This is a genomic window from Dactylosporangium sp. CS-033363 (assembly GCF_050942475.1).
Lineage (GTDB): Bacteria > Actinomycetota > Actinomycetes > Mycobacteriales > Micromonosporaceae > Dactylosporangium.
Genome location: NZ_CP192032.1, coordinates 10,269,812 through 10,283,244, shown reverse-complemented (window position 1 = coordinate 10,283,244; position 13,433 = coordinate 10,269,812). Strand labels below are relative to the sequence as shown.

The following is a 13,433-nucleotide window of genomic DNA, read 5'->3' as shown; positions in this document are numbered from 1 at the left end:
CACGGCGTTAGAGGCTGGAGAACCTGACGCCGAAGGGGCCGCCGCTCAATGGACGCCAACCGCCTGCACACCGCCGAACCCGACTCCCCAGGTGTCGATCTGCTCGGCATGGCCCGGCGCCACTGGTGGCTGGTCCTGGTGCTCGTCCTGGTCGGGCTGGCCGGCGCCGTGCAGTTCACGTCGATGCAGACCAAGGTCTACGAGTCCGCCACCTCGGTGCTCGTCTCGCCGATCGGCAACGGGCAGGACGCCAACTCGACCAGCGGGCGCACCAAGGGCGACATCAACCTCGACAACGAGGCCCAGCTCGTGGCCAGCACCACCGTGGCCACCGACGCCGCCGCCCTGATGCGCTCCACCACGCCGCCGGACACGCTCGCCGCGAGCGTGCGGGTCGAGGTGCCGCCGAACACCACGTTCCTGGTCATCACGTTCTCGGCCAGCACCGCCGAGCAGGCCCAGGCCGGCTCGCACGCGTTCGCCGAGGCGTACCTGCGCAACCGGGAGGAGTCGGCCAAGGCCGACGTGGCCGGGCGGATCGCGATCCTGAACGACAAGATCAACCAGCTCAACACCGGGCTGACGCAGATCAACAGCAAGCTCGCCACGCTCAAGCAGACCGACCCCAACCGGCCGAACCTGGAGAGCCAGCGCAGCACCGCCACCTCGCAGGTCAACACGCTCGCGGGCCAGCTCAACCAGCTGCTCACCACGACCGTCAGCGCCGGGAAGATCACCCGCGACGCCGACCTGCCGAGCACCCCGGTCAAGCCCAACCGCCTGCTCAACCTGGCCAGCGGCGCGATGGTCGGGCTGCTGCTCGGCGTCGGCGCGGCCATGCTGCGCGAGCGGCTCGACCAGCGCGTCCGGCGCGCCTCCGACCTGCCCCGCCGGGTCGACGTGGGCGTGCTCGCGAGCGTGCCGGGCCGGGTCAAGCCGCGCCTCGACGACGTGTTCGCGCCGTTCGGGGCGGGCGGGCGGATCTTCAACCGGCTGCGCAACGAGGTGCTCGCGAGCATCCCGGCGCCGGCCGGCGGCGACGCCCGGGTGGCCCTGGCCGGGCAGGTCGTGGTCGTGGCCGGGGCGAGCCGCGGCGCCGTGTCGACCGTGGTCGCGGCGAACCTGGCGGCGGCGTTCGCCCGTACCGGAGCGGAAACCGTCCTCGTCTGCGCGCATCTGCCCGACAGCATGGTCGACACCGCCTCCGTGAATCGGATGCTCGGCGTCCGCGCGGTGCCCGGCCTCTCCGACGTGCTCGCGGGCCGCTTCTCGCTCAGCAGCGCCACGCAGCGCGCCCCGCGCCACCCGAACCTCAGCGTGGTGACCACCGGCGGCACCGCCAGCGCCGGCGGGCTGCTGCAGTCCCAGGCGCTGCGGGACACCCTGGCCACCCTGCGCGAGCGGGCCGCCTACGTGGTCGTCGAGGCGCCGTCCACCGCCACCAGCGCCGACGCGCAGAGCCTGGCCGCCCTGGCCGACGCGGCCATCGTCGCGGTCGAGCTGCGGCGCACCCGCAACACCGAGATCGCCGACGCCGCCGACCAGCTGCGCCGGGTCGGCACCCCGCTGCTGGGTGCGGTCGTGCTGCCCCGCCTGGCCGCCCCGCGTGGCGGCGAGGAGAAAGAGACGCAGTCGTCCGCCGCCCCGATCATGGCCGACGACATGACCGCCGTGCTGGAGAAGCTGCCGGCCAAGGACGACAAGGAGGAGCCGGTGGTGGCCAAGCGCATCCGCACCGCGCCGGCGGGCGCGCCCTCCTCGCCCGTCCCGCCCGCGCCGCCCGTCCCGCCCTCCCCGCCCGTCACCGTCAAGCCGGCCAAGTCGGTGCCCCCGCCGTCGCGGGCGACCCGGACCATCTCGGTCACCCGCGTCCCGGCCGAGGCGCCCAGCGAGAACGGTGCCGACAAGCGCCGATGACCACCGTGACGAGCCACCCCTCCGCCGAGCCCGCGCTCGGTGCGCCGTCGGCCTCGATCCGCCGCCGGGTCCATCGCCTCAACGCCTGGCCCATCACCGGGATCCTGCTGCTGTACCCGCTGTGGTGGGCCCTGGGCCTCGGCGTGCTCATCTTCTTCATCGCGGCCGTGCCCATGGCGTGGTCGCTGGTCCGCCACCGCGCGGCCGGGCACGTGGTCAAGCTGCCGCCCGCGTTCCTGCTGTGGCTGCTGTTCCTGGCCGCGATCGGCTTCGGGCTGTTCACGCTCGGCGCCGACCCGGCCGGCACGGTCCCCGGCACCTGGCACAGCCGCTTCGTGTCCTACGCGTTCCGGCTCGGCGGCTACGGCGCGCTCACCGTGCTGCTGGTCTACGCCGGCAACCTGGAGCGCCGCGCGCTCAGCCAGGAGCGCCTGGTGCGCCTGCTCGCCTGGCTGTTCGCGGTCACCGTGGCCGGCGGCATCCTGGGCATGGCCGCGCCGCGCTTCGAGTTCACCGCGCCGTTCGAGCTGCTGCTGCCGCCGCACGTGCGGCACGACGGGTTCGTGCAGTCGCTGATGCACCCGACCGCCGCCCAGATCATGAACCTGCTCGGCGGGGAGACGCCGCGGCCGGGCGCGCCCTGGGGGTACACGAACACCTGGGGCAACAACGTCTGCCTGCTCGTCGGGTGGCTCGCCGTCGCCGGCTTCTGCCTGACCCGCCGGCGGCGCACCAAGATCTTCGCGGCCGCGACGCTGCTCGTGGCCATCGTCCCGATCGTCTACTCGCTCAACCGCGGCCTGTGGATCGGCCTCGCGGTGATGGCGGTCTACGTGGCGGTACGGCTGGCGCTGCGGGGTCGCGTGGCCGCCCTGGGACTGGTCGCCGTGGTCGCGGTCGGCATCGCGGTGGCGCTGGCCGTCACCCCGCTCGGCGACGTGGTCGGCGCCCGGGTGGACAACGGCAAGTCCAACGGCGTGCGGATGTACACCACGCAGAAGGCGATCGCCGGCATGCAGGAGTCGCCGCTGATCGGCTTCGGCTCGACGCGCACCACCATCGGCGGGCGCAACTCGATCGCCGTGGGCGAGAGCGCCGACTGCGAGCGCTGCGGCAACTTCACCATCGGCGGCAACGGCCAGCTCTGGCAGCTGCTGTACGCGCACGGCCTGCTCGGCACGCTGTCCTACATCGGCTTCTTCCTGGTCGGCCTGTGGCGCTTCCGGCGCGACGCCAGCCCGATCGGCCTGGCCGGCGGGGCCGCGCTGGTGTCCGGCTTCTCGGCCATGCTCTGGTACAACAGCCTGGTCACCCCGCTGGCCCTGACGTTCCTGGCGTATGCCGTCCTGTGGCGCAACCAGCAGAGGGGTTTCAGCCAGCCATGAGTCCGATCAAGACCGCTCCGGCCGCGCTCAAGGCCGACGACGAGCAGCTGCGCGCCCAATACATCGAGGAAGTGCTGAGCCTGCTGTACCCCGGGCAGGGCCACCGCCCGGTCCAGTACCTCGTCATTCCGAACGCGCGCAAGCCCCGCCTGCTGGTCCCGGCCGACGACCGCCGGGTCGCCGCCGCGGCCGTGCGCCGCTACGCCGAGCCCCAGTCGCGGCTGGCCCGGCTCAAGCGCGACGCCGTGGTGGCCGCGCTGCGCACCGGGCTGTCCGGGCTGCTGCTGCGCGACCGGCTCACGCTGAGCCCGGCCGAGGACACCATCGACGCGTACCTCGGCCGCCACCTCGGCGCCGGCCTGCGGCTCAGTGTCCACATCGGACCGGCGCGGGCCAACCGCAAGCCGGTCCTGCAACTGCTCGACCCGGCCGGGCGCACCCTGGCCTTCGCCAAGCTCGGCACCGCGCCGCTCACCCGCGAGCTGGTCCGGGCCGAGGCGGCCGCGCTCGCCACCGTCGGCGCCGCCGGGCTCACCCAGGTGCGGGTGCCCGGCGTGCTGCACGCCGGGCAGTGGGGCGAGCACGAGGTGCTGGTGCAGTCCGCGCTGCCGGTCTGGGAGCCGCGGGTGGCGCCGACCGCGCCCCGCCTCGCGAGCGCGATGCTGGAGGTGGCGCGCTGCTGCGGTACCAGCCAGGGACGCCTCGACCGCAGCGGCTACTGGGCCCGGCTGCGCGCCCGCCTGGACGCCGTCGCCGACCACGCCGAGGGTGCCGCCCTGCGCACCGCGGCCGAGCGCATCGCGAACGCGGCCGGCGACGTCCAGCTGCACTTCGGCTCGTGGCACGGGGACTGGTCGCCGTGGAACATGGCCGGCGTCGCGAGCGGCGTGCTGGTCTGGGACTGGGAGCGGTTCACCCCCGGCGTGCCGATCGGCTTCGACGGGCTGCACCACGCGCTGCAGGTCGGCATCGGCCGCTCGCCGTCGGCCGGGCAGGCGGTCAACGAGCTCGTCGCGGCCGCGCCGGACCTGCTGCTGCCGTTCGGCGTCGTGCACCGCCAGGCGGTCGAGGTGACCGCCCTGCTGTACCTCATCGACCTGGCCACCCGGTACGTCACCGACCGGCAGGCGGAGGCCGGCGCCCGGCTGGGCGTGCTCGGCAGCTGGCTGCTGCCCGTCCTCGTCGCGCGAGTGGAGGCACTGTAACCATGCCCGTGCAGGTCCCCGAGACGATGAAGCGCATCGTCCACTTCGGATCCCGCAACTACGGCCAGCTCACGGCCGGGCGGCGGATGCTGCCGCAGTTCCTCATCTGCGGCGGGCAGCGGTGCGGCACCACCTCGCTCTACCGCGCCCTGGCCGCGCACCCCGCCGTCATCAAGGCCGTGCTGCACAAGGGCGTGCACTACTTCGACGTCGGCTACCACCACAGCCTGCGCTGGTACCGCGGCCACTTCCCGCTGCAGCGCCGGGCCGAGCGGGTCCGGGCCGAGTTCGGCGTGCCCGCGCAGACGTTCGAGTCCAGCCCGTACTACATGTACCACCCGCACGCGCTGGCCCGCATCGCCGCCGACCTGCCCGGGGTGCGCCTGGTCGTGCTCGTGCGCGACCCGGTCGAGCGGGCCTACTCCCAGCACGCGCACGAGGTGGCCCGCGGCTTCGAGCCCGAGGTCGAGTTCGAGCGCGCGCTGGAGCTGGAGCAGGAGCGCCTCGACGGGCAGCGCGAGCGGCTGCTGGCCGACCCGTTCGCCTACAGCTTCGCCCACCAGCACCACGCCTACCGGGCCCGCGGCGAGTACATCGAGTACCTCGAGCCGATGGCCCGCCTGCTCGGCCGCGACCGGGTGCACGTGGTCGACAGCACCGAGTTCTTCACCCGGCCGGAGCCGGTCTACGACGCCGTCGTGGACTTCCTCGGCCTGCCGCACGTGAACGCGTACCCGGCGTTCGACCGGCACAACGCCCGGCCCCGCAACCGCCTCGACGACTCGATCGCCCAGCGGCTGGCCGAGCACTACCGGCCCTACGACGAGCGCCTGGCCGACTTCCTCGGGCACCGGCCGAGCTGGATGCTCAAGTGACGAGCACGCTGGAGCGGCCCGCGGTCGAGTCGCCCGGCGGGATGCTGCGCGGCGCGGCCCGCGGCGGCATCGCCAACCTCGCGGGCACGGTCTGCACCGGCCTGGCCGGCGTCGGCGTCACCTGGCTGGCCGCGCGGGCCCTCGACCCGCACGCGGCCGGCGCGTTCTTCGCCGCCACGGCCACCTTCGGCCTCGGCGTGACCGTGGCCAAGCTCGGCGTGCAGACGTCGCTGGTGTACTGGCCGGCCCGGATGCGCGCGGTCGGCGACCTGTCCCGCTTCGGCGAGCTGCTGCGGATCGCCCTGGTCCCGATCGCGGTCGCCGCGGTGTGCATCGCGGGCGGCCTGTGGTTCGGCGCCGCGCTGCTGCCCGGCCGGCCCGACCTGGTCCGGGCGCTGGCGCTGTTCCTGCCGGCCGCCGCGTTCACCGACGCGCTGCTGTCCACCACGCGCGGGCTGCGGGCGATGCGCCCGACGGTGCTGCTGGACCGGGTCATGCGCCCGGCCGCGCAGCTGCTGCTGCTCGTGCTGGTCTGGGCGCTGGGCTGGAGCGAGCAGCTGTTCGCCGCCATGTGGGCGCTGCCGTACATCCCGACCGCGCTGCTGGCCGGGTATGCGCTCCAGCGGCTTCGCAAAAACCTGAAATCGGAAAAATCGGATACATCTGACTTCACCCCGAAGCGCTTCTGGACCTTCACCGCGCCAAGGGCAGTCGCCAGCTTCGCCCAGATGGCGCTGCAGCGCGTCGACGTGCTCATGGTCGCCGCCCTGGCCGGCCTCGCCCCCGCCGCCATGTACGCGGTCGCCGGCCGGTTCGTCATCCTCGGCCAGTTCGTGAACCAGGGCGTCTCGCAGTCGGTGCAGCCGCGGCTCGCCGAGCGGCTGGCGGTCCGGGACACCGCGGGCGCGAACCTGCTCTACCGGCAGTCGACCGCCTGGGTCGTGCTGTGCTGCTGGCCGCTGTACGTGCTGGTGTTCACGTACGCGCCGCTGTACCTGGGCCTGTTCGGCGAGCACTACGAGAACGGCGTCGGCGTGGTGCGCGTGCTCGCGGCCGCCATGATGGTCGCCACCGCGTGCGGCATGGTCGACGTGGTGCTGGCGATGGCCGGGCGCACCTGGTGGAACCTGGCCAACGTCGGGCTGGCCCTGATCGTGATGCTCGGCGTCGACGCGCTGCTCATCCCCCGCAGCGGCGCATTCGGCGCGGCCGTCGGCCTCGCGGCCGCGGTGCTCGTGAACAACCTGGTCCCGCTCGTGCAGGTCGTGCGCGGGCTGGGACTGCACCCCTTCGGCCGGGCGACGCTGCTCGCCTGCGCCATGGCGGCCGGGTTCTTCGCCGTGCCCCAGCTCGTGCTGTGGGCGCTGCACCCCGGTTTGATCGTGAAATTCGCCGCCACCGGGGCGGGTGCCGTCGCGTACTGCTACGCGGCGGTGCGCTTGAGAACAGTTCTGATGCAGGGGGGACGATGAGAACGGATTACGCGGAGGTCTTCCAATCGGAGGCGGCGGTTGAGAAGTACGAGCGGGTGGTCTATGCGCCGGAGACCTACGCGACGGCGGTGAGCGTGCGGCAGCGGGCGTTCCTGCGCCGGCTGGTGCGGCGGGAGTTCACGGCCCGGCGGCCGGTCCAGCACGACTTCGCGTGCGGCACCGGCCGGGCGATCAAGCTGCTGCACGGCGTGGTGCGGGCCGCGCACGGGTACGACTCCTCGGAGCAGATGCTCGCCAAGGCCCGGGAGGCGGGCGTCTACGCGAAGCTGCACCAGGTGACCGAGGACGGGCCGGTGCCGGATCCGGCCACAGTGGACGGACCGGCCCTGGTGACCGTGTTCCGGCTGCTGCTCAACGCCCCGAAGGACGTGCGGGACCGGGCGATCGCGTTCGCCGCCCGGATCCTGCCGGAGGCCGACTCGGGGCTGCTGGTCGTGGAGAACCACGGCAACCGCAGCTCGCTGCGCCACCTGCGCCACCGCGCGCACCGGGGCAACGCGTGGTTCGCCGAGCTGCAGCACGGCGAGGTCGAGCAGCTGCTGGCCCGGCACGGCTTCGAGGTCATCGACCGGCGCGGCTTCGCCGTGTTCCCGGCCGGGGCGTACCGGCGGGAGTGGCTGCGCCCGATGGCCCGAAAGGCCGATGACCTCGCTACCCGATCGCGCAGTCTCTCCGGGGTGGCGACGGACGTTCTCTATGTAGCAAGGCGGATTCCCAAGTAGGAGACCATCGTTGAAGCGGATCGTCGTCACCGGCGCAGTCGTCGCCGTGGTCATCGCGGTCGCCGCGGCCGTCACCCTGACCGTGCTCGACCGGAGCCGGCCGGACCGTCCGCCGGCGGCGGCGCCCTCGTCCACAGTGGACGCTGGCCCGCCCGCCATCGCCACGTCCGAGGGGCCCTTCCAGGCCGGGCCCGTCGGACCGCCCAAGCGCGGCTCCTATCTCGGCGCCTGGGTGCGGCCCGACCACCTCACCGAGCCGGGCCGGGTGGCCGCGATGGCGACCTGGGAGCAGACGCTCGGGCGGAAGATGGCGATCGTCAACACCTACCGCCGCTTCGACGAGAACTTCATCAACGACTCCGACCGCCAGTTCGCGGCCCGCGGCAGCACGCTGATGCTGTCGTGGGCCGGCGGCGACACCCGGCTCGTCACGATGGGGCGCTACGACGAGCTGATCCGCGAGCGGGCCCGGGAGCTCAAGGCCTTCGGGCATCCGGTGCTGCTGCGGTACCGCTGGGAGATGGACCGGCCGAACCTGCGCGCGCAGATGTGGTCCGGCAAGGACTACATCGCCGCCTGGAAGTACGTGCGGAACATCTTCATCCAGGAGGGCGCGACCAACGCCTCGTGGGTGTGGTGCCCCACGGCCGAGGGCTTCCAGAACGGCTCCGCGCCGAGCTTCTACCCCGGCGACGACCAGGTCGACTGGACCTGCGTCGACGTGTACGCGGGCACGAAGTACGGCACCATCGGCCAGCTGATGCGCCCGTTCCTGGAGTTCTGCGCCAAGCATCCGAGCAAGCCGGTGATGATCGGCGAGTTCGGCATCGCCCGCAGCTGGGGCACCGACCAGCGCTCCGCGTGGCTGCGGGACGCCTCGGCGACGTTCAAGGCGAACCCGCAGATCCGCGCGGTGCTCTACTTCGAGTCCGACCCGACCGACAACAAGGGCCCGACGAACCAGTACATGGTCTCCGACGACCCCGGCGTGCTCGGCGCCTTCCGCACCTCGCTCGCCCAGGACGAGTACTACCGGCCGATGACCGCTACCGGCCGATGACGAGCTCGCGGCCCTGGCGCTCGCCGGCGGCCAGGGTCGGGATCCAGCGCCCGGCGTCGAACACGTTGCCGCCGATCGCCTCCATCGACGCGTCGTCGGGCTCGATGACGGTGAACGCCGGGTCGAGCGAGTCGCGCTGCAGCAGCGGCATGCGCGGCGCCACCACGAACACCCTGTCGTAGCCGGCGGCGAGGTCCGCGTTGGTCCGCGACCGCACGCCGCCGTCCATGTACTTCGCGCCGTTCACCGGGATCGGCGGGAAGATGCACGGGACCGCGCAACTGGCGGTGACGGCGGGCACCAGCGGTACACCGGAATCGGCATCCCACTGCACCGGCTCCCCGGTCTCGGCGTTGGTCGCGGTCACCGTCAGCCGGTCGGGCCACCCCTCGATCGGCAGCCGCCGCCCGAACGCCGCCAGCCACGGCTCCGGCGGCCCGACCTCGGCCTCCAGCGCGATCCGGCCGAGCTGCCGGCGCATGTCGGCCGGCTCCAGCGACTCGTCCTGCAGCAGGCCGAACGCGATCGGGCCGAGATTCCAGTCCGCGTTGAGCGGCGGGTCGCCGGGCCCGAGCGGGGCCTCGATCGCCGCGGCGGTGCGCGGGTCGCCGAACGCGGCGACGAGGGCGCCGGTCATGGCGCCGGCGGAGGTGCCGAGGATCAGGTCGGCCTGCCCGAGGGCGATGCCCCGGTCGTGCAGGCCGATGAGGATGCCGAGTTGCCAGGCGACGCCGGTGATGCCACCGGCGCCGAGGACGAGCGCGGTGCGTTCCATCCATCTTGCTTAACACGCCCGCCTGAACGCGCCGCCGCGATCACCAGACCGGCACCCACCAGCAAGACCCCGGCCACCTTGCCGGGGCCCGGGAGCGCGCGGTCCACCGCGGCCGCCGTGATCAGCGCGAACACCGGCACGAGGCCGACGAACAGGCCGGCCCGGTCCACGCCGAGCCCGGCCACGCCCGAATACCAGCACACGAACGCGACCACGGTCAGCACCAGCCCGAGGAAGGCCAGCGCGGCCGCCTCGGACGCGTCGGGAAGGCGCGGCCGCTCCCCGCTGAAGGGCAACAGCAGCAGCAGCAACGGTACGGCCAGTGCCGTGCTCCAAGCCGACACGCGCACCGGGCCGAGGCGGGCCAGCAGGGGCGCCGCGAGCAGCGAGAACGCCGCCTCGCAGAGCAGCACCCCGACCGCCGCGACGAGGCCCGCGGAGTCGGACGCGCCGAAGCCCGACACGATCGCCGCGCCCGCGACGACCACGGCGGCCGCGCCCAGCAGCCGGGGCGCGGGCCGGCGGCGCTCCTGCAGCGGTCCGAGCAGGGCCAGCAGCAGCGGGCTGGCGCCGACGACGGTGGCGATGACGGCCGGCTCGGCGTGGCGCAGGGCGAAGAGCAGCAGGACGTTGAACGCGACCAGCCCGGTCGCCGCCACCAGGGCCAGCCGGGCCAGCTCGCGCCCGTTCGGGTGAATCCTTCGCGGGTCCCGGGCCACCAGCGCGAAGAGGGCCAGCGCGGCCAGGGCGTAGCGAATCGCCTGGCCGGAGAGGATCGGATAGCCGACGATCGAACGGCTCACGACGAACGAACTGCCGAGAATCGCGCAGGTCAGCACGCAGTACGCGATGTGGCGCCGAGTCATGCAGGTGAACTTACGGCGGCCAGTGGTACCCGCTACAGTGCCACCAAGACCGGCTTTTAGGGGGCCAATTTTTGTCGGTTTGGGAGGCGTTGGTCGAGCTCGACCGCACCCGGCCCCGGGTGGGGGAGCAGCTCGTCGGGGCGCTCAGGGAGGCGATCACGCGGGGCCGCCTGGCACCGGGGACCCGCCTGCCCTCGACCCGCGACCTCGCGGCCGACCTGGGCGTCTCCCGGGGGCTGGTGGTCGGCGCCTACGAGCAGCTGGCGGCCGAGGGGCGCCTCGTCAGCCGGCGCGGCTCCGGCACCGTGGTGGCCGAGGTGGTCGCGCCCGCGCCGCCGCGGCGGGCCGACGCGGCCGAGCGGCCGGCCGCCATCGCGCCGCTGCGCCCGGGCGTGCCGGACCTGGGGGCGTTCCCGCGCACCGCGTGGCGGCGGGCCTACGAGACCGCGCTGACCAGCGCGCTGGACGCGGACTTCGACTACGGCGACGCGACCGGGGTGCCGCGGCTGCGGGTCGAGCTCGCGGGCTACCTGGGCCGCGTCCGCGCCGCGCTCGTCCCGCCCGACGGCCTCATCGTCACCGCCGGGGTCACCCAGGGGCTCGCGCTGCTGGCGCGGGTGTTGCTTGCCCGCGGTACCCGAAGGATCGCCCTTGAGGACCCGGGCCCGGCGGCCCTGCGCGACCATCTGGGCCGGCTCGGCCTCGACGTGGTGCCGGTCCCGGTCGACGGCGAGGGGCTCGACGTGGCCGCGCTGGCCCGCAGCCGCGCCCGCGCGGTCGTGCTCACCCCGGCCCACCAGTTCCCGACCGGCGTGGTGCTCGCGCCCGGCCGGCGGGCCGAGGTGGTGGCCTGGGCCCGGCGGGTGGACGGGCTGGTGGTGGAGGACGACTACGACGCCGAGTACCGCTACGACCGCGAGCCCGTCGCCTGCCTGCAGGGGCTCGCCCCGGACCACGTGGCGCTGGTCGGCTCGGTGAGCAAGGTGCTGGCGCCGGGGCTGCGGCTGGGCTGGCTGGCCGCGCCGCCCGAGTGGGTCGAGGAGCTGTGCGCGGCCAAGCACGACGCCGACAACGGCGGCCCGGCCCTGCAGCAGCTGGCCTTCGCCGAGTTCCTGGCCGGCGGCGCCTACGACCGGCACCTGCGCCGGGCCCGCCGGCTGCACCGCGAGCGCCGCGACGCCGTGGTGGCCGCGGTGCGCCGGCACCTGCCCCGGGCCCGCATCGGCGGCATCGCGGCCGGGCTGCACCTGGTGGTCGAGCTGCCGCCGGGCGTGGACGACCTGGCCCTGGCCGCGCGCGCGGCGGACGCCGGGCTCGGCCCGCTGGCCCTGTCGACCCTGCGGATGCGCAAGGCCGGCCCGTGCGGGCTGGTCCTCGGCTACGCCGCGCACACCCCGCACGAGCTGGCCGCGGCGGTCCGCAAGCTCGCCACGCTGGTGTGAGGCAGCCGCCCGGCGGCGCACCCGATACCGTCGGGGGCATGTCCCAGCACTTTGTTCCACTGGCCGAGCACATCGCCGACGCGTTGCTCGAGTGTGCGCCCGCGCTCGCCGCCGGCGCCGGGGATCACCGTTTCGACGACCGGCTGCCCGACTACTCCGCCGAGGGCGTGGCCGGCGACGTCGACATGCTGCGCGACGCCTCGGCCGCGCTGAGCCAGATCGACCTCGACGAGCTCGACCCGCAGGACCAGGTCGACCACGCCGTGCTGCTGGCCCGCGTGGAGCGGATGCTGTTCGAGCGGACCGAGATCCGCGAGCACGAGTGGAACCCGCTCGTGCACAACCCGGGCGGGCTGCTGCACGGGCTCATCTCGCGGCCGTTCGCCCCGGCCGAGCAGCGGCTGATGTCGATCGCGGCCCGGCTCACCGCCGTGCCGGACGCCCTCGCCACCGCCCGCGAGGTGCTCGGCGACGCCCCGCGGGTGCACGTCGAGACCGCGATCGGCCAGTTCGCCGGCACCGCCCGGCTGGTCCGCGAGGAGCTCGGCGAGCTGTTCAAGGAGGCGCCGGGGATGGCCGAGGTGGTCGCCCCGGTGCAGGAGCGCGCGGCCGAGGAGCTCGACGCGTTCGCCACGTGGCTGCGCGGCCGGCTCGACGGGGCCGAGCGCGACCCGCGGCTGGGCCGGCGGCTGTGGGAGGCCCGGCTCTGGCACACGCTGGACACCGAGCTCGGCGCCCGGACCGTGCTGGAGCGGGCCGAGGCCAACCTGGAGCGGGTGGGCGCCGAGCTGCGCACGGCCGCGGCCGAGCTGACCGGCGGGCCGGAGACCGACGAGACGGTGCGCGCGGCGCTGGCCCAGGCGGCCGCCGACGTGCCGGACAACGACACGATCGTGGACCTGGCCAAGGTGTCGCTGGACGAGGCGACCGCGTTCGTCCGGTCGCACGACCTGATCACCCTGATCGACGACCCGCTGGTGATCATGGAGATGCCGGAGTTCGCCCGCGGGGTGGCGGTGGCCTACTGCGACCCGCCCGGCCTGCTGGAGCCGGCCGAGCTGCCGACGTTCTTCTGCATCTCGCCCACCCCGTCGGGCTGGTCGGACGAGCGGGTGGCGTCGTTCTACCGCGAGTACAACAGCCACATGCTGCGCGACCTGACCGTCCACGAGGCCACCCCCGGGCACTTCCTGCAGCTGGCCCACGCGCGCCGGTTCCGCGGCCGCACCCGGGCCCGGGCGATCGGCTGGAGCGGCCCGTTCGTGGAGGGCTGGGCCGTCTACGCCGAGGAGTTCATGGCCGAGCGCGGCTTCGGCGGCCTGCCGGTGCGCCTGCAGCAGCTCAAGATGCAGCTGCGGATGAGCATCAACGCGATCATCGACCAGCGGGTGCACTGCGACGGGATGACCGAGCAGGAGGCGATGGCGCTGATGATGGAGCGCGGCTTCCAGGAGGAGGGCGAGGCGGCCGGCAAGTGGCGGCGGGCCCTGCTCAGCTCGACCCAGCTCTCGACGTACTTCGTGGGCTACACCGAGGTCCGGCAGATCGCGGATGAACGCCCGGCGAACGTCACCCTCCGCGACTGGCACGACCGGATGCTCGCGCACGGCTCCCCGCCCCCGCGCCACCTGCGCACGCTGCTGGATCTGTAACCCGAGCGGCGAGCAAGATCGCGTCGAGGGATAGGCTCGGG

Annotated in this window: 11 protein-coding genes; 9 read left to right on the top strand and 2 right to left on the bottom strand. The window is 74.0% G+C overall.

Annotated features, from left to right (window positions below; translation table 11 throughout):
- Positions 1 to 48 precede the first annotated feature (48 nt).
- From ACQPZ4_RS47440 to ACQPZ4_RS47410, 7 genes are read left to right on the top strand one after another with little or no spacing between them, the layout of a single operon-like run.
- Positions 49 to 1,917, top strand: coding sequence for a Wzz/FepE/Etk N-terminal domain-containing protein (locus ACQPZ4_RS47440; RefSeq protein WP_433052205.1), 1,869 nt, complete (start codon positions 49 to 51; stop codon positions 1,915 to 1,917).
- Positions 1,914 to 3,302: an O-antigen ligase family protein gene (locus ACQPZ4_RS47435; RefSeq protein WP_433052202.1), complete on the top strand. Its 1,389-nt coding sequence runs from the start codon at positions 1,914 to 1,916 to the stop codon at positions 3,300 to 3,302. Before ACQPZ4_RS47440 ends, ACQPZ4_RS47435 begins: the two co-directional genes overlap by 4 nt.
- Positions 3,299 to 4,507, top strand: a complete 1,209-nt coding sequence (locus tag ACQPZ4_RS47430; protein ID WP_433052199.1) for a hypothetical protein — start codon at positions 3,299 to 3,301, stop codon at positions 4,505 to 4,507. Before ACQPZ4_RS47435 ends, ACQPZ4_RS47430 begins: the two co-directional genes overlap by 4 nt.
- 2 nt (positions 4,508 to 4,509) lie before the next feature.
- Positions 4,510 to 5,382 (top strand): sulfotransferase domain-containing protein, encoded by an 873-nt coding sequence (locus tag ACQPZ4_RS47425; RefSeq protein WP_433052196.1) that lies wholly within the window; start codon positions 4,510 to 4,512, stop codon positions 5,380 to 5,382.
- Complete coding sequence (locus ACQPZ4_RS47420) at positions 5,379 to 6,854, top strand: polysaccharide biosynthesis C-terminal domain-containing protein (RefSeq protein ID WP_433052193.1); 1,476 nt, start codon at positions 5,379 to 5,381, stop codon at positions 6,852 to 6,854. Before ACQPZ4_RS47425 ends, ACQPZ4_RS47420 begins: the two co-directional genes overlap by 4 nt.
- The gene (locus tag ACQPZ4_RS47415; RefSeq protein WP_433052190.1) at positions 6,851 to 7,597 is read left to right on the top strand and encodes a methyltransferase domain-containing protein; all 747 of its coding nucleotides are present in this window, start codon (positions 6,851 to 6,853) and stop codon (positions 7,595 to 7,597) included. The genes ACQPZ4_RS47420 and ACQPZ4_RS47415 overlap by 4 nt, the downstream gene beginning before the upstream one ends.
- 10 nt (positions 7,598 to 7,607) lie before the next feature.
- Positions 7,608 to 8,657, top strand: coding sequence for an endoglucanase (locus ACQPZ4_RS47410; protein ID WP_433052187.1), 1,050 nt, complete (start codon positions 7,608 to 7,610; stop codon positions 8,655 to 8,657).
- On the opposite strand, the gene ACQPZ4_RS47405 is transcribed toward ACQPZ4_RS47410, so the two are convergent.
- Positions 8,644 to 9,432 (bottom strand): patatin-like phospholipase family protein, encoded by a 789-nt coding sequence (locus ACQPZ4_RS47405; RefSeq protein ID WP_433052184.1) that lies wholly within the window; start codon positions 9,430 to 9,432, stop codon positions 8,644 to 8,646. The genes ACQPZ4_RS47410 and ACQPZ4_RS47405 overlap by 14 nt on opposite strands.
- The gene (locus ACQPZ4_RS47400; protein WP_433052181.1) at positions 9,318 to 10,298 is read right to left on the bottom strand and encodes a DMT family transporter; all 981 of its coding nucleotides are present in this window, start codon (positions 10,296 to 10,298) and stop codon (positions 9,318 to 9,320) included. The genes ACQPZ4_RS47405 and ACQPZ4_RS47400 overlap by 115 nt, the downstream gene beginning before the upstream one ends.
- A 71-nt stretch (positions 10,299 to 10,369) precedes the next feature.
- On the opposite strand from ACQPZ4_RS47400, the gene ACQPZ4_RS47395 reads away from it, so the two are divergent.
- A complete protein-coding gene (locus ACQPZ4_RS47395; protein ID WP_433052178.1) occupies positions 10,370 to 11,740 on the top strand; it encodes a PLP-dependent aminotransferase family protein in 1,371 nt (456 codons plus the stop codon).
- Between the two features lie 38 nt (positions 11,741 to 11,778).
- Positions 11,779 to 13,392, top strand: a complete 1,614-nt coding sequence (locus ACQPZ4_RS47390) for a DUF885 domain-containing protein (protein WP_433052175.1) — start codon at positions 11,779 to 11,781, stop codon at positions 13,390 to 13,392.
- The last annotated feature ends 41 nt before the right edge of the window (positions 13,393 to 13,433 follow it).